We start from the raw sequence: 17,999 nt of genomic DNA on the forward strand, positions 1-17,999 counted from the left end.
GCTTCGGCGTCCTTTTTTACACATCGGCTAAAGAGAGATAAATAATGAAAACCAGATTGATACTTTTGACAGCAGCTATTGCACTTAGTGGCTGTAATAATGCAATGGATAACATGCCCGATCCAAGTCCTGAACAGGAAAAGGTAGCACAGGTGGCTTATGAAGATTTACGTGATGGAAAATATGACGAGTTTTTAGCTCAGCTTGAGCCGAAGTTGCAGGCAGAATTTCAAAATAATGAAAAAATCATGAAGCGTTTTTCACGTTCAATTCCGCAAGGTGAATATAAGTCCAAGACTATCATGAGAAAGAACTTCGAAGAAAATAATGGCAAACCGAGTGAATACAAGGTGAGTTATGAAATTGCCTATCCAAAAAATCTGGTTCAGTATGATGTGAGTTTTGACCAGCCGAATGGCAGTACTAAAATCCGCAACTTTAATATTCAGGTATTTGGCGAATAATTTTCGATGTGAGTAGACTGAGTAAATCCAGAGTTAAGAACGTGGGCGTAGCCGATAATACCCTAAGCTTATACAAATGGTGCCGATCACCAATAGATAAGCAAGCTTTCCTAGCACCATATAAGTAGGCACGCCCATCTGATTGAGTTGAATAAACATCTGCACGATTTGGGTCGAAGGTAAGGCTTGCCCAATGAGTTGGACCCAGACTGGCATAGCAGCATGGGGCCAGGCGACTCCTGACAGCATGAATAGCGGAATCGAGGTAAAAACAATGATATGGCCGGCTCGTTCTGGCATGTCCAGAAAACTGGCGAACAGCACTGTGATACCGATCATGCAGAATACAAAGACAGGTACAGCAAGCAGCATGCCCCAAAAATTTCCGCCACGGGGATAATCAAAATACCAGAAAGTAAAACCAAACAGATAGTAACAGCCCAGACAGCCAATGGTCAGAATCGCCAAACTGATGCCACTTAAGGTGGTCAGATTAATCACCTGTCTACTTTCCCGATACAACGCAATCAACATACTCAGGCCTAGAAAAATAGTCTGATGAATAATCAATGGCGCAACAGCCGGAAACACATAGCTGCCATAGCCAGAGAGTGTATTAAATAATGGAATCTGGTGAATGGATAGTGCAGGAGAGAAGTGTGAAATCTCGCTAAAGCGTTCCGCATATTCGCTTAAGGTATTTTCTACTGAAGAGACCAAGCCTAAACCAATCTGCTTGGTAATTAAAAAGTTAGCAGCACTTAAGTACAGTCCAATCCCGCCATTTTCACCATGCCGGATAGATTGAGAAAGATTATCTGGTAATAATAAAATCCCGTCAGCTTTTTGAGTTTCCACCCAATATTTGGCTTCAGCAAAATTTCCAGTCACCGCCTTGATTTGTACATTGGGGCTTTGGCTGACATGACTGATAATGGTATTGGTTAAAGCACTTTGCTCTTCGTCGACAATAATAATCGGCAAGGCTTCTGCCTGTTCTGCCTTATATGCGGTCGGATAAAAAAAACTGTAAAACAGAACCGATAAAATCAGCGTGGTAAAAATACTGGTATTGCTAATAATGTCTTTAAAAGTTTGGCAATAAGCGTTCCAGAGTGATTTCATGCTGACACTCCTTTGGCTGTTTTTTTGAGAAAGACATAGGCCAACACAGCATAAAGTACGACATAAATGATAAGTACGAACATCGGTTGCAATGAAAGATAGAACGGACTACCAATCACCCATTGTTCAGTCTGTAACTTGGCATAGGGTGTATAGGGAATAATATTGGCCCAGAACTGGGTAAATAGTGGAGCATTATTAAGGGGCAAAGTCACCCCAGCAAAACTGAGCGATGAACCACCATAGACTGCTAGTAGACCAAAAGATTTAGTCAGGTCCTGAGTGGCCAGAACCACCGCACTGCTAATAAAGGCATAAGCACTATAGAACAGTATTTGAGCCAGAAGAATTAGCCATAATGACCCGGCAATAAACCAGCCACGAATTTCGACCAGCCAAAACATCCAAGCCCAGGTCCAGCAACAAAAGATTGCTACATAAACCAGATTTTTAGACAGCAGTGCCGACCACAAGTTTTTTTGGGCAATCCAATGACTAACAGTATGTCGTTTAATTTCCTGACCCACAGCAAAAGCTACACAGCAACATAACAGCAAGTGCAAAATTGCCGGCACCATGTAAGGTTCCAGATAAAATTCATAATTCAGCTGCGGATTATACAGTGGGGAAATTTTAATATTCGGTGTAGGTGCTTCCAGATAGGGGAGCGTGTTACCTAGATACTGCTTACCAGTAAATTCAGCCAGAGCCTGTAAGGTACTGAGTAGCATGGCTGAAGAAATGGTATTACCGATACTAAAATAACTCTGATTAAAAGCAATACTAATTTCAGCATCCTGAGCTTTGACCAGTCGTTGCTCGGCTCCGGCAGGAATATGAATATAGCCCCAGATTTTATTTTCGTTTAATAGCTTTTCGATTTCGACCGTTTGATCAGAAATGGTATGCACTTGTAGGGTATGATTCAAAGATAAATGATCATAAATCTTGCTGCTCAGGCTACTTTGATCCTGATCAATAATGGCGACTGGTAGATGATCCGGTTTGCCTTTGGCAAACATGCTGCCAAGTAAAATCAGAATACAGGCAGGGGCGAGTAGGACCAGAGCCAGATCCCATTTCTCTCTACATAAATAGCGTATTTCACGCTGAATACCCGCCCAGAATCCAGAAGCCATTTATTTCGGCTCTTTCAATTTAAACAGCACGCTCATGCCGACTTTTAACTCAGGCATTTCAGTGACTGGCACAAGATGAACTTTAAAACTGCGGACATCATAACCACCGGTTTGGCGCGTAGTTTTAATGGTGGCAAATTCACCTTCAGCACTAATATTTTTCACTTTAAAAGTGGCTGATTGATTCAGTGCCGGAATAAAACCTTCAAGCTGTTGCTGTTTACCTAAAGCGGCATATTGGTCTTCACGAATATTCAGGCTGATCCAGCGTTCTGCCGAGATCAGGCTGACCACTGGCACTGCGGTTGCCACCAGTTCAGTGGCATTGCCATAGGTTTTGGAGACGGTACCATCAATCGGTGCCAGTAATTCAGTTTCAGCTTCTAATGCGTTGGCTTCAGCGACTGCTGCACGGGCTATATCGACCTGAGCATCTGCTGAACTTTTCTGTTCTGGTGTACTGCCGCGTTTAGCCCGAACATATTGCTGATAAGCGGCTTCTGTCATTTGCGACGCAGATTGTGAAGCTGCAAACAGTTCATCTCGGCGCTGGCGGGAAATGACGCCTTCCTTAAATAGATTGGCTCCACGTTGATAGGAAGTTTTAGCGAGTTGCTCCTGTGCTTTTAGTGACTGCCAATTGGCATACAGAGAAGCGATATTTTCTTCCTGAGAACCACGTTCTGCGGTGGACTGAAGTGCTAATGCAGACTGTAAAGTGGCTAAAGCCTGCTGCTTTTTCGCCTCAATTTCAGGACTATGCAATTTTACCAGCGCCTGGCCTTTCTTGACGTTATCGCCTTCCTGTACATAAATCTTTTCAATCCGGCTTGGAACTTTAGTGGCCATTTGAACGGTTTCTGCCTCAACCCGGCCTTGTAGCTCGATTTCTTTGGGTTGATAGGTTTTCCATAGGCCAAACCCAATCAAAGCAAGAATCACTGGAATTAAAGCTAAAAGCAGATATTTTTTGCGCGATTTTTTTTCTGTGCTTTCAGGATTATCTGGCTCTGATTCACTGTAATTGATTTCTGAAGCCGGTTCATCAACAGGATGTTCTGGCTTTTGCTCATCTGTCATGTCTGGCTCCATTAACGAATATAGTGGGTATTGGCATGTTGCATGTAATTTGGAAATTCAACAATTGAGCCATGGCTCTGTAATAAGGTCGCAAGAGACATCACATATTTAAAAGCATTTAATGCCATTTCTGCTTTTAAACTGCTGAGCATGTTTTGGGCATCGATGACCTGGGTCGCTGTCCCGAAATCTTCCTTAAAGGATAATTCCTGAATACGCAGATTTTCCTGAGCTGCTTTCAGGTTCTGCTGAAGTAGAGCATCACTTTGCTGGGCGCTGACTGCTTCACTAAATGATTTATAAATCAGGTTTTCAATCTCCTGCTGGGTACGCGCCGTCATGAGTTCAGCGGCATAGCGTTTTAGTTCAGCAGCCTGAATATTCTTGTTTTTATCAATACCTGAGAACAGGTTATAGCGTGCTGCAACCCCTACAATCCAGTTTTGATGTTGATCTAGACTATATTCACCAAACGCAAAAACATTTGGCTTTTTAGCGGCCTGCTGGGCTTTGACATTGGCTTTGGCCAGCTCGGTATCCATCTGCATTTTTTTGATCAGGGGAGAGTTCTGGCTAAAACTGCTGAGCAGAATATTCACATTTTGTGGTTCAGCACGATTCACAAACAAAGGTGTGCTTAGCTCGGTGATATTGCTATCCAGCAACAGGTTATTCAGCTGAAATAGGGCAGCATTTAGATTGGCTTGGGCATTTTGTTGTGCGCGTTCAGCATTATTGCGTGCCACTTCAAACTGCATGCGTTGACCTTTACTGATAAAACCCTGCTGTTCCAGCTTCAAAGCATTACGATAATGTTGCTGCATGGCATTTGAATTAAAAAGTGCCGCATCCAGTAACTGTTTTTGTAGTTGAACATTAAAATAGGACTGAATCAGCTCAAAACGCTGCGTGTCCTGTTGCTGCTGATTACTAAGTTCGCTACGTCCTGACTGAATATTGGCAATTTCTTTGGCGCTACGGGTGAGGCCTCCGGTATATAGTGGCATCATCACGGAAACAGTGGGACGAATCACCTGATCTTCAAGGACGACATTAGACGTATCCGGAATCAGGCCAACTCCGCTATGAATAGTATTATTAAGTCCTTCACGCAGTGGATCGGTAATACCTGCGGGTAAATCCACACCATTACTGGCCTCCCACTCATTAAGCCGGCCATTCACGCCTTGGGAGAGTGAATTTTCCAGATTATTTTTAAACTGCTTTAATGGAATATCGACTTCACTGTGAAAGGCATAGGCACGAACATTCAGGTCAACACGAGGCAGACCAATGCCTTTCACAGCTTCGGCCTCAAGTTTAGAAGCTTGCTCCAGACTTTGAAAAGCCTGGCTACTATAGGAACGTTGCAACAATTGTTGTTCTGCATCCTGAAAGCTGATGGTTTGTGCATAAGCAAAACTGCCATACATCATGGATGCAAGCACAGTCAGACCCCAGCAGACACATTGTTTATTTTTCTTCATATTCATAAAGTGGTAATGTAAAAGTCACATTAATTCAGTCTAAGCTGCATTATAAATCAATTGCTTGCAGTGCAGGGGTGGGTTAAGTTGTAGTATTGTTGTAATTTGAAACAATTCACTTCTCAAGTTTCAAGCTGATAGTTCTATGTCACTCTAAAACTTGAGCCGAGTTTAAATTCATTTTTCAATTATTTTATATTAGCGGCCGATTCAACATCTTCTAAGCATTGGATGAGATTGAATATTTTTAGCTGTACAATTTCTCATAAATGAAATCACCGAGTTAGAACAAAAAAATCAAAGATATTCAAATTATCCCTCGAATCTAGATTGGTTTTTTGACTCTATCTTCATTCTTGGATAGAAATAATTTTGTGCAAGCGGCGTCCAGATATGGTTAAATGCCATCATTTTATTGTGTTTCACTCTGAAAGGAAAAATCATGCGCGCGTACAACTTCTGTGCTGGTCCTGCTGCATTACCTACTGCCGTACTTGAAAAGGCTCAAGCTGAAATGCTTGACTGGCAGGGCAAAGGTCTTTCGATCATGGAAATGAGCCACCGTAGTGCAGACTATGTTGCAGTTGCGGAAAAGGCAGAAGCAGACCTTCGCAAACTCATGAATATTCCTGAGAACTATAAAGTACTGTTCTTGCAGGGTGGTGCATCTTTGCAATTCTCGGCAATTCCATTGAACTTGCTGGGTAAAAACAACAAAGCTGACTATATCCGTACCGGTATCTGGTCTGAAAAAGCATTGAAAGAAGCTAAACGCTATGGCGATATCAATGTGGTTGAAGCAGGCATTAAAACTGAAGATGGTAAATTAGCGATTGCTGATCAAAGCACCTGGAATCTTTCTGATGATGCCGCTTATGTGCATTATGCAGATAACGAAACTATTGGCGGTCTGCAATTTGCCCATGTGCCAGAAACTGATAAGCCACTCGTATGTGATTTCTCTTCAAGCATTCTGTCTGCACCGATTGATGTTTCTAAATTCGGTCTGATCTATGCCGGTGCGCAAAAGAATATTGGCCCTGCAGGTTTAACACTGGTTATTATCCGTGAAGATCTGCTTGATCAGGCTAAACCTGAAATTCCAAGCATCCTGAAATATGCAGATCAAGCGAAAAATGGTTCGATGGTCAACACACCATCAACTTATGCATGGTATCTATCTGGTCTGGTATTTGAATGGTTACTGGAACAGGGCGGTGTAGACGCGATTCATAAAGTGAACCTGCAAAAAGCTGAATTGCTTTATGGCTATATCGATTCTAGCGACTTCTATGCAAATCCGATTGCCAAAGAAAACCGTTCAATCATGAATGTTCCATTTACCTTGGCAAATCCTGAACTTGAAAAACAGTTCCTGAAAGAAGCAAAAGAAAACCATTTGCTTAACCTTGCCGGCCACCGTTCAGTAGGCGGTATGCGTGCCAGCATTTACAATGCCGTACCGTTAGAAGGTGTACAGGCATTGGTAAACTTCATGGATGACTTTGCTAAACGCAATGCTTAATTCCTGAGGATTAAAAAACCCGGCAATTGGCCGGGTTTTTTATCATTTAATTCGGGTTAAAAAACAAAGCTATGTAAGATATAGCCGCAAATGAGCATACCTAATACGAAAAATAGGCATGACATCATATCAAGCTGATAACGCGAGCCAAGATGATGCTCAACCTGCTGTAAATTTTCTTCTTGAACGATTTTCATAGATATTTATTATCCGATCTATTTATCGTAAATGATTATTTGTTGATCGTATTTTTACCATAAAAAATTGATTAAATAAAGTCCATTCTTAACTAAACTTCATAAAGTCTTAATTTTATTTAAATAACTGGCTTCAATATATTGAGAAATAACAGACTATTATATTAAGTCATTATTTTTACGATGTTTTTAAAATGATTATTCAGTTTAAGATAACATTGAAAATGAATTCATTTGAATTTAAATCTGTGGATAAATCTATTTTTAATGAATTCAAAATCCATTAATTCTGATTTTAATTGTGGATAAAAAATAATCAGAATTGAGAGAATATCGCAGTAAAATAAATAAAAAACAGGAGACTCATATAAAAATATGAGTCTCCGATCTGGATATTCAGCTTAAGCTGCTTTTCGATAGATATTGGCCTGAATCCACAGATTGCCCCGAATATATTGACCAATCTGGAAATCTTTATGCTTGTCATTGCGGGTGGCTACACGGATCAAGGTAGCCGGCTGGCCTTCATCATGAATCAGGGTGACATCATAGAGCATGTAGTCCTGATCCATGAATTGCATTGAAGTTTTACCGACAATATTGCCCTGGAACCAGGCTTCATCTTCCTGACCCATGGTCTCACCATAGAGATAAGCGACCATTTTGGAGAAATCGACCGTTACCGGTTCTTTGTCTTCTTCAGATTTCGGCTCCCAGGCATCGATCTGTTCCTGTAAATTATCCGGTGCAACACCATTATTTTCCGCAAGAATTGCATTCAGGGCACGGTGATGTTTGATAGAGGCAGGATCATCCACGACTAAATGTTCATGGTCAGTCACCACTTCCAGTTCATAAGCCCAGGCATTTAAGTTGACGATATAAGACTGGTCTTTTTCATAATGCGACCGATTGACGCTGTACAGCGTATCAAAGGCATAGATGATATTGTTGGCACCCAGATTGAGACGCAACACAGCTTGGGTGTCGGATTTACAAGAAATAATCCGGTCAATCGTGGCTTTCACCTGGTAGGGACTGTCAAAACCCGGAAATGCGGTTTTCACAGCCTGTGGCTTGTTATTTTCTACGGCAATCACTTGGCTTAATTGTACCGCAGCTTTGCTCGGTCCCTGAATCAGCCAGGTGGTTTCATCCATATCGCATTCTTGTGTACACAAGCCCATCGGCATTACAGGTGCATCAAGGGCTTTGCCTAACCATTGGGGAACATCTGTGCCTGGGTTTTCAGTAAGCAAGGTCCAATGTTCGACATGACTACCGAAATTCTGATCATCAATAGTGATGATCTCTGGGCTATTCTGTTTTTTCATATGCACAATTGATCTTGGATGACTTATGTATAGTTAATCGAGGGTCATTGCGATTTTTCAAGTCACTCGAATGAATTTAAAAATTAAAATGCAAATCATGTGAAGTCAAATTTTTTTAGATTGTGGATAGCTGACTCATTTAATACGGCTGAGCTGAGTATTTAAATATCAGGATATTCAGAGAAAGAGCGGTTTTAGGCATCAACCTGTATCCTCTGATTTGCTACACTAGTCCAAATTTCTCCCTTATGGAAAGCTGTGTGTTGCCATTCAAACTTTGGGTCGATGCAGATGCATTACCTCGTATTCTGAAAGATGTGATTATTCGTGCCTCCGATCGTTACCAGCTTGAAGTCACTTTTGTGGCCAATCAGCCGGTAGGAATTACACCGTCGATTCGCATCAATTCTATTCAGGTCATGAGCGGAGCAGATGCGGCGGATCAGGAAATTGTCGACCGTATGAAAGAGCATGACATTGTGGTGACGCAGGATATTCCTTTGGCTGCTCAAGTCATCGAGAAGGGCGGTATCGCGATTCACCCGCGTGGTGAAATCTATACAGTGGCGAACGTCAAAGCACGTCTGCATTTACGTGATTTTATGGATACCTTGCGTGGTGCTGGTGTACAAACTGGTGGCCCACCGCCGATTTCTGAACGCGATAAACGTGAGTTTTCCAGCTCTCTAGATCAAACCATTCAAAAACAGAAACGCAAAACTGCGATTAAATAAAAACGAGATCAAGTATGCCCCCAAAAAGTAACCTGATGTTGACCTATGCCTTGCTGGTTTTCATCTGGTCCACCACACCACTGGCGATTGTGTGGAGTGTGGAAGATTTGCATCCGATGTGGGCATTGGCGATACGCTTCTTTTTGGCCTTGCCTCTGGCCTTAGGAATGTTGTGGTTATTTAAAACCAGATTACCGCTTGATCGTGTTTCTCTGCATAGTTACTTGGCGGGTGCTTGCAGTTTTATCGGCTCGCAAATTTTTACTTACTGGTCTACGGATTATTTAAGCTCTGGTATTATTGCCTTAATGTTCGGCTTGGCACCCTTAATTTCAGGCCTGATTGGGCGTTTTGTTTTTCAGATGCAGCTTTCCCTGAATCAATGGCTGGGGATGGGAATTGCTTTAACCGGACTTTCGGTGGTCTGTCTAGGCGATGCAGATCAGCATATACAGCCAATTGGAATTGTGATCGCTCTGGTTGGGGTATTAGTTTATTGCGTATCCATGTTCTGGGTGAAGAAAATTAATGCACCAATTGATCCTATGGCACAGGCGGCCGGTTCGATTGGCTTGTCAGTCGTTTTTTCTCTGGGTATGTTGCCATTTATCTGGCAATACGCACCCACTGCTATGCCACATGCCAAGTCCTTATTTGGTCTGGTATATGCGGTAATTATGGCTTCGCTGATTGCGATGTTCTGTTATTTCAAGCTGGTACAGAAAATTAAACCGACGACTTTGTCTTTAACCACAGTCCTGACACCAATGCTGGCCTTGCTGGTAGGTGTATTATTGAATAATGAAAAATTGCCACTCATTGCTTTGGTGGGTGTAGTAATTTTATTGTTCGGCTTAGTGGTTTATTTTGCTAAAGAAATTAAGGCGAGCTATAAAGCCCGCCTTTAATAAAAAGATAGATGCCAGTCTTAAGCAAAGCTGGCTTTCACACATTCGCCCAGTTTGACGCGATCCTGAGGGTGCAGGGTAATGAAATAAGCACCCGTACGATATTTCCCGTTTTCTTCTGCACGACTGTAGGCCACCTGAGCGGTTGCCGCGATGTGGAAGAAGTTTTCCGGGTGACTTAAAGTCACATGCAGATAGGTGCCTTCGCTAATCGGCTGATCACTAAAGAAGCTAAAACCGGTCTCTGAAAAGTTCACATGTTCCGGTACAGGTAACATGCTTTGTACAATTGCGTCATACAAAGAACCGGTAATAAGGTTTAATTTTTGGTTGAATAAGGATAAGATTCGAGCAATTTGTTGATCTTTTTCAGATAATTGTTCTAATTCGTAGTTAACAGCATGATCAAATTGATCTAGCTCTGCAAGTAGTAGAAAATAGCGGGGCAATACGAAATTAGCATCGTAAGGATCATTCAAGGCAACATCATCGGAAATAATCTGATAATTGATTCGTAAAGCAGCATCGATTCGAGACATGACTCGTCTTTCAGTGAATCCGTTTGGATGCTGTACATTTTCCATAATTTATTACCTCGGACTAGATGGTTATGTTCAAACCAATCTCGCTGTATATAGGGTTGAAATATACTCGCGCACGGCGTAGTAACCACTTCATTTCTTTTATCGCATTGGTCTCAATGATCGGTCTCACGCTCGGTGTAGCAGTCCTCATTACAGTTTTGTCTGTGATGAATGGTTTTGACCGAGAGTTGAAAAATCGTGTCTTGGGGATGGTTCCTCAAGCCACTGTTTCTTCGACGCAAATTCTAACAAATTGGCCTGAACTTGCAAAGCAGATTGAACGGCATGAACACGTTCAAGGTGTGGCTCCGTTTACCCAGTTACAGGGGATGCTGACGGCTCAAGGGCAAGTTGCCGGAATTATGGTCAGCGGGATTGAACCAAAGTATGAGAAGAAAGTTTCGATCATCCAGAACCATATGGTCGAGGGTAGTATTGATAACCTGAAAAAAGGTGAATTTGGGATTGTTTTAGGCAAGCAAATGGCAGATGCCATGGGCGTAGGCTTGAACGACAATATTACCTTGGTTCTGCCCGAAGCGACGCCTTCACCAGCAGGGGTCGTACCTCGTTTTAAACGCTTTAAAGTGGTCGGGATCTTCAGTATTGGTGCAGAAGTTGATTCGATGATGGGTTATATTGCTCTGAATGATGCTTCAACCTTGTTACGTCTGCCAGATGGTGCGCAGGGCGTGCGTATGAAGCTGGATGACATTTTTGCTGCCCCTCAGGTTTCTCAAGAAATTGTGCGTGATTTACCGGGCAACTTCTATGCCTCTGACTGGACTTATACTCATGGTAATCTGTTCAGCGCAATCCAGATGGAAAAAGCAATGGTCAGCTTATTGCTATTCCTGATTGTTCTGGTCGCAGCATTTAATATCGTATCTTCGCTGGTGATGGTGGTCACAGATAAAAAATCCGACATCGCAATTTTACGTACTTTGGGTGCTTCACCTGCCACGATTACCCGAATTTTTATAGTTCAAGGTACTGTGATTGGCGTAATCGGTACCTGTGCGGGTGCCATTCTCGGGATTATTGCAGCCACTAGTATTAGTAGTTTTATTGGCTGGTTAAACAATTCACTTGGCCTGAATATGTTTGATGCTTACTTCATCAACTATTTACCTTCTTATCTGCGCTGGCAGGATGTGGTCGTGATTGTAGGTCTGTCACTTGCTTTAAGTTTCCTGGCCACTATTTATCCAGCATTCCGTGCTGCTAAAATTCAACCGGCGGAGGCATTGCGTTATGAGTAATCTGGTTCTGGATGCCCAAAATATCGAGAAATCTTTTACAGATGGAAAATCTACGGTTGATGTGATCAAAGGGATTTCATTGCAGGTAAAGGCCGGGGAATTTGTTTCTATTGTCGGTTCAAGTGGTTCCGGTAAAAGTACCTTATTACATATTCTGGGAGGATTGGATCGTCCTTCTGCCGGACAAGTGATGGTCAATGGCCGCCGTTTTGACAATTTATCTGAAGCAGAACGTGGCTATGTCCGTAATGAAAATTTGGGCTTTGTATATCAATTCCACCATTTATTGCCAGAGTTTACTGCACTAGAAAATGTCGCGATGCCTTTAATGCTGCGTAAAAACGTCAAGTTTAAAGAGGCTAAACAGCAGGCAGAATACTTACTGGAGCGTGTTGGATTAACCCATCGTTTAACCCATCAACCGGGCGAACTCTCTGGTGGTGAGCGTCAGCGTGTAGCACTGGCTCGTGCCGTGGTGACCAAGCCGAAGTTAATGATGGCAGATGAGCCAACAGGTAACTTGGACCGTAAAACAGCCGATAAAATCTTTGAGTTGCTGACTGAATTACGTAGTGAGTTCAATATGGCCATGTTAATTGTGACCCATGATGAGCAATTGGCACATTCGGCAGACCGGATTCTACATATGCGTGATGGTCTATGGATGAATGACTAATTGTAGGAATAATCCTCTTTAATTGAAGCTCACCTCGGTGGGCTTTATTATTGCCTGCACATAATAATAAAAAAGAAAATCTTCATGTTGCAATGGCTGTGTTTGGGCTGGATTTTAGGCCTTGCCTGTATGGGAAAATCTTTTCTGAATATTGAGTTGAATTCAATCATAGTGATATTTCTTGCTGTGCTCTGTTATTTCTGTTGTTCTAAGCTCAATGCGATTCTAAAAAATTCCTTATATAAAGGATCGCTAGTAGGCATCTGCATTCTAATCGGGATATTTCTGGGACATGGTTATGCCAATCAACAGCTTAGCCAACGGCTATTGAATGTCGAGCATGAAGTACAGCAAAAAGACATTATTGTTTATATTAAACGCTTGAATAAACTCGGTGATCAATCTATCCAGCAGCCTCTGGAAGTATTAAATTTCGATGGACGCACCGTAACCTGGATGGGTTTTCTATCTGTAAAACCTCCGAATACTTCACAACTATCAGTGAATCATGAAAATTTAAATACGCTTGAACTGGGGCATTATTATCGGTTGCAAGGGCAGGTACGTCCTAATCACAGTTATGCAACACCCGGTGCTTTTGATGTGGAAAAGTGGGCACTGCAACAGAATGTGATGGCAGGTTTCCGGATCAAACAGATAGAGCAACTTGATTCAGCTAATGTTTCTACACTGGGGCATAGTCAGTATATTCGAGAGCAAAGAGCTTTAACTCAGCAATTTTTACTTTGGGTAGAACAGAAACGGCTGGAATTAAGAGAGTTCATAGCAAGGCAACCTGTACAAAATAAAGGTTTGCTTCTGGCTTTGCTCACTGGAGATGAAAGCTTTTTAAATCCCGCAACTGAGCAGCAATTTCGACGTATGGGCATGAGTCACTTATTGGCGATTTCTGGCCCACATGTGCTGATCTTTGCCCTGATGGTCTGTGCCATGCTTCGGCTACTCGTCGCACGAAGTATGCCTCAGCTTTATCTAAGATGGCCACGCCAGTATTTTCTGGCCTTGCCTTTTCTGTTTTGTGTGGTGCTGTACTGTGCCTTTGTGGGTTTTGAAATCCCGGCAATCCGCACTCTGCTGATCTGTATGATTGGTGTCATCCTCATGCTGCTTCGACAAAATCTACAGGCTTTAAAACTTCTGATTCTGAGCGCCGCCTTACTGTTATTCATTGATCCTTTTAGTATCTTGTCCGCGGCTTTCTGGCTGTCCTATGGGGCCTGTTTTGTATTGCTCAGAATTTATCAGACCATTCAACAGCGACCATCCGATCAAAATCAGACAGCAATACAAAAACTGTATTTTGCGGCTAAAGTGCTGGTGGAATCACAGTGGAAAATCTTTCTCGCTTTATTTCCTTTAATGATGCTGTTTTTTAAACAGATTGCCTGGATCACGCCGTTCAGTAATCTGGTTGCAATTCCTTGGATTGGTTTGCTGATTGTACCGATCGATATTTTGGCAGCAATTCTATTTTTTATCGCTGAACCGGTCTCAAGCATGTTATTTCAGCTTAATGATCTGTTGCTGAATATCCTGTTAGGATTCTTAAATTTGCTAGATCACTGGTTTAAACCACAGTTAATCCCAGTTGCAATGAATCTCTGGATGATTGAGCTATCTATCCTATCTTTGCTGATTTTATTCTTACCACGAGGCGTATTACCAAAATCCTGGATAGCTGTCGCGGCGGTACCAATTTGTATTCCTCAATTCTATCATCCGCCATTTCAGCTTTCGGTGCTGGACGTCGGGCAAGGGCAGGCGATATTCTTTCGTTATGGAACTCATAACATGATGATCGATATGGGCGGTTATTATGATGAGGAAAAATTTAGTATTGGAAAGCAGCTGATCCTGCCATTTCTGTCGGTACAAGGTGTGTCTCAACTAGAGCAGGTGATCTTAACGCATCTGGATCAGGACCATAGCGGTGCTTATCACAGCATTAAAGACCAGCTCAAGATTAAGAATATCTATGCCAATGAAGTGACCGAAACTGTAGCTTCTTCAAACTTTCAATTATGTTATCAGGGACAGCAGTGGCAATGGCAGAATGATCTGCAGATTAAGGTCATTGCACCAAAATTAGAACAATTAAATACCGCTAATTTCAATAAAAATGACCTGTCTTGCGTGGTGTATTTGCAGCTCAAAGATGTCTGGCCTTATCAGAATTTTCTGCTGATGGGTGATGCAGGTTGGCAGACTGAATATCAGTTACTCAAAGACTACCCTGATTTAAAAGTGGATGTTTTGGTATTAGGCCATCATGGCAGTCAGCATAGTTCAGCTTATCAATTTTTGCAGCATTATCGTCCTAAACTGGCGATTGCGTCTGCGGGAAAATTTAATCGTTATGGGCATCCAAGTCAGTTGACTCAACAGCGGCTCAAAGAATTGAAAATTCCTTTATTGACTACAGCAGAGCATGGCAGCCTGCATTTTCATCAGCAAGGAACTCAAATCATTCTAGAAACTGAAAGAAGTCGCTGGAAATGGTTACAAAAACAAAATCTAAATGACTGATTCTAGAGATGGTTCGATAGGAGCCGGATTAGAAGTTCTTAACTGGTTCACTTTGGACAAAGCTTGGTCATGATCAAGCTTATAAATATTTCCCAGATCTTCGTGAGCTCTAAAGCGTTTATAGCTCCAGTGATAATGTTCAGGATGACGCTGAATCAGGTTCTCAATCGTGTTGATGATGATGCCTGTACCCTGATTGGCATCTCCCTGATAAATTTCTTCATCTATGGCTTCGATATGAATATCAAAGCCAGCACCCTCATTACGCAGGGCATAAAGAAACAGCGCACGGGCTTTGGTTTTCTGGATCAGCTTGGCACTCAGGTTGCTGGTGGCCAAAGGAACGCCAAAGTAAGGAATATATTCACCGCCAACGTTAGGTGTATGATCCGGCAGAATGACAGTCGTGCCACCTTGCTTCAAGGCCTTGAAAATCTGTCTTACGCCAGACTCATCTGTCGGCACCAGATTGGCCTGTTCGCGGCTACGAGCTGCACGGACAAATTGATCCGCTGCCTGATTTTTTACAGGTTTATACATAATGGTCATTGAAGTGAATTGTGCAACATAGGCATTCATAATTTCCCAAGTGCCAAAGTGCGGCACAATCAATACCAGACCTTTATTTTGTGCCAAGGCATCATGCAGTAAATCTTCGCCTATAACTTTATGCACTCTCTCAATATTTTTCTGATTACTCGAACCCCAAATACTGAAAAATTCGAAATACGACATCAGTTCATTGCGAATCGCGGCACGGGTAATCCGTTCTCTTTTCTGTGTCGACAGTTCAGACAAACTGATCTCAAGGTTCAGGCGAATTACATCAGAAGTTTTAGAAACTTTAAAAATATTAACGATTAAAGCAAGAATACGCGCAATCCATCGGGAAACTGAAAGCGGTTGGCGGCTAATATATTTGAGTAAACCGTAAGCTGAATTCTTTGAGCTGCGTTCAGTCATTGAGTTGTAATATTGATAAAATAAAAAAGAATAGCACTTATTATAGGCGAAAACGGTTTCTTTAGACAGAATTACCCTTTTCGGTGTATATAATGGGTTCAATATAAATTAATTTATTGGATTATTTATGTCCGATTGGCCACCAAAACCTGAAAATCAAATACAAAATACGCAACAACCAGTTCAACCGACTGGCCCAGAATGGAAACTGCTGGAGAAAGCAGTTTTAGCTTCAGTAGAAGAGCAACGACGGGCACGTCGCTGGGGGATCTTCTTCAAATTTCTAACCTTTGCTTATCTGCTGGTTGTCATTCTTGCGCTAGGTAAAGGCTGTAGCATGAGTGCTTCTGATCCAAGTGCAGGCGCAGGTGCACACATTGCTGTGGTTGATATTATTGGCACGATTGCCGCAGACAAGCAAAGCGTAAACAGTAGCAATACCATCAAATCACTCAAAAAAGCCTTTGAAAACAAGCAAAGTAAGGCTGTCGTTTTAAATATTAATTCACCGGGTGGTTCACCAGTCCAGTCAGATGAAATCTGGCAGGAAATACAGTATCTGAAAAAACAGCATCCTGAGAAAAAACTCTATGCCGTGATTGGTGATACAGGGGCTTCTGGTGCTTACTATATTGCATCCGCTGCAGATGAAATCATTGTCAATCCATCGAGTCTGGTCGGTTCAATCGGTGTGATCATGCCGAATTATGGTGTGAATAACCTGCTACAAAAACTTGGTGTTGAAGACCGCACCATGACTTCAGGTGAAAATAAAGCCTTGCTGTCAATGACACAGCCAGTTGATCCTGCACAAAAAGCGCATGTACAGGGTGTGCTGGATAATGTGCATGGTCACTTTATTAATGCTGTAAAGCAGGGGCGTGGAGCTAAATTAAAATCGAATGATCCTGCTATTTTCTCAGGTCTGTTCTGGACCGGTGAACAAGCGGTGAAATTGGGTATTGCAGACCGTATTGGTAGTTTAAATACTTTGAAGCGCGAACTAAAAACTGAAAAAGCACTTAACTACACCATTGAATATAGCCCATTTGAGTCAGTACTGGGTCGTATGGGCTCATCGATTGGTGAAGGAATTGCAACTTCAGTGGCACAAAAACTTCAGTCAGAAAATAAAACGACCTTACAATGAAACCATTGATTCATTTTGCGCACGCCAATGGCGTGCCATCTAAAGTCTATCAAAAGCTGTTTGAAGGACTGCAAGATGATTACGATATTATCTATGTGCCGTTATTAGGGCCTGATAAGCGTTATCCGATTGATAATCACTGGAAAAGTCTGACTCAGCAGGTGATTGATAGTATCGTGCGCCAGTCTCATGGACGTCCGGTGATTGGTTTGGGGCATTCATTAGGTTCAGTCCTGAGTTTTCAGGCCTCCTTACAGCGTCCGGAACTTTTTTCGCAAATGATTATGCTTGATCCACCAATGATCATGGGCAAAGAAGCCTTGGCGTTGCATATTGCAAAAACTTTGCGCTTAAAAGCACTGGACCAGATGTCACCTGCAGGTTTGTCGAAACGCCGTCGTGATCATTGGGAGTCTCGGGAACAGGCAGCTGAACTGCTGCGACCGAAAGGCTTTTATCAGGATTTTGATGCAGATTGCTTCCAGGCTTATATTGACTATGCCTTAAAGGATGATCCGGTTCGAGGTGGAGTTGAACTCACCATTCCTAAAATGGATGAAGTGAATATCTTTAGAACCAATCCATCACTATGGTGGTTACCTCAGGCTAAACCAAAAGTACCAGTACATCTGGTGGTTGCCAAGAAAGGTCCATTTTTGGCGCGCAGATTTCCGCAGCAAGTGCAAAAGAAATTTGGCATTCCATTTACAGTGGTAGATGGTGGGCATATGTTCCCATTGGAGCAGCCTGAGCAAGTCGCGAGTCTGGTCAAACAACTGATTCAGCAACAGTCTGCTTAAAGTTCATCCCATCTAAAGAAGTAA

Annotated in this window: 16 protein-coding genes; 9 read left to right on the forward strand and 7 right to left on the reverse strand. The window is 42.3% G+C overall.

All coding sequences use genetic code 11. The annotated features are described in order from the left end of the window. Positions 1-44: 44 nt before the first annotated feature. Positions 45-464: an outer membrane protein assembly factor BamD gene (locus AC4MCC_RS04575; protein ID WP_180179074.1), complete on the forward strand. Its 420-nt coding sequence runs from the start codon at positions 45-47 to the stop codon at positions 462-464. Between the two features lie 33 nt (positions 465-497). Here the strand turns inward: AC4MCC_RS04575 and AC4MCC_RS04580 are convergent, their stop codons facing one another. The 4 genes from AC4MCC_RS04580 to AC4MCC_RS04595 are packed head-to-tail and all read right to left on the reverse strand — an operon-like array spanning position 498 to position 5,301. Further along, entirely contained in the window at positions 498-1,589 is a 1,092-nt protein-coding gene (locus AC4MCC_RS04580) for an ABC transporter permease (protein ID WP_419374714.1), read from the reverse strand. Continuing rightward, positions 1,586-2,728: an ABC transporter permease gene (locus AC4MCC_RS04585; RefSeq protein ID WP_168382332.1), complete on the reverse strand. Its 1,143-nt coding sequence runs from the start codon at positions 2,726-2,728 to the stop codon at positions 1,586-1,588. The genes AC4MCC_RS04580 and AC4MCC_RS04585 overlap by 4 nt, the downstream gene beginning before the upstream one ends. Then, entirely contained in the window at positions 2,729-3,808 is a 1,080-nt protein-coding gene (locus AC4MCC_RS04590) for an HlyD family secretion protein (protein WP_419374713.1), read from the reverse strand. It abuts the gene before it with no gap. An 11-nt stretch (positions 3,809-3,819) separates the two neighbouring features. Next, the gene (locus AC4MCC_RS04595) at positions 3,820-5,301 is read right to left on the reverse strand and encodes a TolC family protein (protein WP_419374712.1); all 1,482 of its coding nucleotides are present in this window, start codon (positions 5,299-5,301) and stop codon (positions 3,820-3,822) included. A 436-nt stretch (positions 5,302-5,737) separates the two neighbouring features. On the opposite strand from AC4MCC_RS04595, the gene serC reads away from it, so the two are divergent. Further along, positions 5,738-6,820, forward strand: a complete 1,083-nt coding sequence (gene serC, locus AC4MCC_RS04600; RefSeq protein ID WP_180179070.1) for a 3-phosphoserine/phosphohydroxythreonine transaminase — start codon at positions 5,738-5,740, stop codon at positions 6,818-6,820. Positions 6,821-7,418: 598 nt separating this feature from the next. Here serC and AC4MCC_RS04605 read toward each other — a convergent pair. Then, positions 7,419-8,351, reverse strand: a complete 933-nt coding sequence (locus AC4MCC_RS04605) for a hypothetical protein (RefSeq protein WP_159124053.1) — start codon at positions 8,349-8,351, stop codon at positions 7,419-7,421. A gap of 248 nt (positions 8,352-8,599) precedes the next feature. Here AC4MCC_RS04605 and AC4MCC_RS04610 point away from each other — a divergent pair, with 248 nt between their 5' ends. Together AC4MCC_RS04610 and AC4MCC_RS04615 are read left to right on the forward strand one after the other, a co-directional pair. Beyond that, positions 8,600-9,085, forward strand: coding sequence for a YaiI/YqxD family protein (locus tag AC4MCC_RS04610; RefSeq protein ID WP_159124052.1), 486 nt, complete (start codon positions 8,600-8,602; stop codon positions 9,083-9,085). 14 nt (positions 9,086-9,099) lie between these two features. Further along, positions 9,100-9,993 (forward strand): DMT family transporter, encoded by an 894-nt coding sequence (locus tag AC4MCC_RS04615; RefSeq protein ID WP_180179069.1) that lies wholly within the window; start codon positions 9,100-9,102, stop codon positions 9,991-9,993. A gap of 20 nt (positions 9,994-10,013) precedes the next feature. Here the strand turns inward: AC4MCC_RS04615 and AC4MCC_RS04620 are convergent, their stop codons facing one another. Beyond that, positions 10,014-10,577 (reverse strand): PilZ domain-containing protein, encoded by a 564-nt coding sequence (locus AC4MCC_RS04620; RefSeq protein WP_180004111.1) that lies wholly within the window; start codon positions 10,575-10,577, stop codon positions 10,014-10,016. Between the two features lie 26 nt (positions 10,578-10,603). Here AC4MCC_RS04620 and AC4MCC_RS04625 point away from each other — a divergent pair, with 26 nt between their 5' ends. The 3 genes from AC4MCC_RS04625 (at position 10,604) to AC4MCC_RS04635 (ending at position 15,062) form a co-directional block, all read left to right on the forward strand. Continuing rightward, on the forward strand, positions 10,604-11,839 hold the full coding sequence (locus AC4MCC_RS04625; RefSeq protein WP_491885726.1) for a lipoprotein-releasing ABC transporter permease subunit: 1,236 nt from the start codon (positions 10,604-10,606) through the stop codon (positions 11,837-11,839). Then, a complete protein-coding gene (gene lolD, locus AC4MCC_RS04630; RefSeq protein ID WP_159124049.1) occupies positions 11,832-12,515 on the forward strand; it encodes a lipoprotein-releasing ABC transporter ATP-binding protein LolD in 684 nt (227 codons plus the stop codon). The genes AC4MCC_RS04625 and lolD overlap by 8 nt, the downstream gene beginning before the upstream one ends. Before the next feature lie 84 nt (positions 12,516-12,599). Further along, on the forward strand, positions 12,600-15,062 hold the full coding sequence (locus AC4MCC_RS04635; protein WP_491885727.1) for a DNA internalization-related competence protein ComEC/Rec2: 2,463 nt from the start codon (positions 12,600-12,602) through the stop codon (positions 15,060-15,062). Here AC4MCC_RS04635 and AC4MCC_RS04640 read toward each other — a convergent pair. Then, the gene (locus AC4MCC_RS04640; protein ID WP_491885728.1) at positions 15,051-16,025 is read right to left on the reverse strand and encodes a lysophospholipid acyltransferase family protein; all 975 of its coding nucleotides are present in this window, start codon (positions 16,023-16,025) and stop codon (positions 15,051-15,053) included. The genes AC4MCC_RS04635 and AC4MCC_RS04640 overlap by 12 nt on opposite strands. Positions 16,026-16,152: 127 nt before the next feature. Here AC4MCC_RS04640 and sppA point away from each other — a divergent pair, with 127 nt between their 5' ends. After that, positions 16,153-17,175, forward strand: a complete 1,023-nt coding sequence (gene sppA / locus AC4MCC_RS04645; protein WP_491885729.1) for a signal peptide peptidase SppA — start codon at positions 16,153-16,155, stop codon at positions 17,173-17,175. After that, positions 17,172-17,975, forward strand: coding sequence for an alpha/beta fold hydrolase (locus AC4MCC_RS04650; RefSeq protein ID WP_419365398.1), 804 nt, complete (start codon positions 17,172-17,174; stop codon positions 17,973-17,975). The genes sppA and AC4MCC_RS04650 overlap by 4 nt, the downstream gene beginning before the upstream one ends. Positions 17,976-17,999 lie beyond the last annotated feature (24 nt).

It is taken from the genome of Acinetobacter sp. CAU_H_56, from assembly GCF_058599425.1.

What these genes read in the sequence shown, in the direction of transcription:
- AC4MCC_RS04595 (WP_419374712.1), bottom strand. Translation starts at nt 5,301, where the DNA reads ATGAATATGAAGAAAAATAAACAATGTGTCTGCTGGGGTCTGACTGTG.
- AC4MCC_RS04620 (WP_180004111.1), bottom strand. Translation starts at nt 10,577, where the DNA reads ATGGAAAATGTACAGCATCCAAACGGATTCACTGAAAGACGAGTCATG.
- AC4MCC_RS04615 (WP_180179069.1), top strand. Translation starts at nt 9,100, where the DNA reads ATGCCCCCAAAAAGTAACCTGATGTTGACCTATGCCTTGCTGGTTTTC.
- AC4MCC_RS04625 (WP_491885726.1), top strand. Translation starts at nt 10,604, where the DNA reads ATGTTCAAACCAATCTCGCTGTATATAGGGTTGAAATATACTCGCGCA.
- AC4MCC_RS04640 (WP_491885728.1), bottom strand. Translation starts at nt 16,025, where the DNA reads ATGACTGAACGCAGCTCAAAGAATTCAGCTTACGGTTTACTCAAATAT.
- lolD (WP_159124049.1), top strand. Translation starts at nt 11,832, where the DNA reads ATGAGTAATCTGGTTCTGGATGCCCAAAATATCGAGAAATCTTTTACA.
- AC4MCC_RS04650 (WP_419365398.1), top strand. Translation starts at nt 17,172, where the DNA reads ATGAAACCATTGATTCATTTTGCGCACGCCAATGGCGTGCCATCTAAA.
- sppA (WP_491885729.1), top strand. Translation starts at nt 16,153, where the DNA reads ATGTCCGATTGGCCACCAAAACCTGAAAATCAAATACAAAATACGCAA.
- AC4MCC_RS04605 (WP_159124053.1), bottom strand. Translation starts at nt 8,351, where the DNA reads ATGAAAAAACAGAATAGCCCAGAGATCATCACTATTGATGATCAGAAT.
- serC (WP_180179070.1), top strand. Translation starts at nt 5,738, where the DNA reads ATGCGCGCGTACAACTTCTGTGCTGGTCCTGCTGCATTACCTACTGCC.
- AC4MCC_RS04635 (WP_491885727.1), top strand. Translation starts at nt 12,600, where the DNA reads ATGTTGCAATGGCTGTGTTTGGGCTGGATTTTAGGCCTTGCCTGTATG.
- AC4MCC_RS04590 (WP_419374713.1), bottom strand. Translation starts at nt 3,808, where the DNA reads ATGACAGATGAGCAAAAGCCAGAACATCCTGTTGATGAACCGGCTTCA.
- AC4MCC_RS04585 (WP_168382332.1), bottom strand. Translation starts at nt 2,728, where the DNA reads ATGGCTTCTGGATTCTGGGCGGGTATTCAGCGTGAAATACGCTATTTA.
- AC4MCC_RS04575 (WP_180179074.1), top strand. Translation starts at nt 45, where the DNA reads ATGAAAACCAGATTGATACTTTTGACAGCAGCTATTGCACTTAGTGGC.
- AC4MCC_RS04610 (WP_159124052.1), top strand. Translation starts at nt 8,600, where the DNA reads ATGGAAAGCTGTGTGTTGCCATTCAAACTTTGGGTCGATGCAGATGCA.
- AC4MCC_RS04580 (WP_419374714.1), bottom strand. Translation starts at nt 1,589, where the DNA reads ATGAAATCACTCTGGAACGCTTATTGCCAAACTTTTAAAGACATTATT.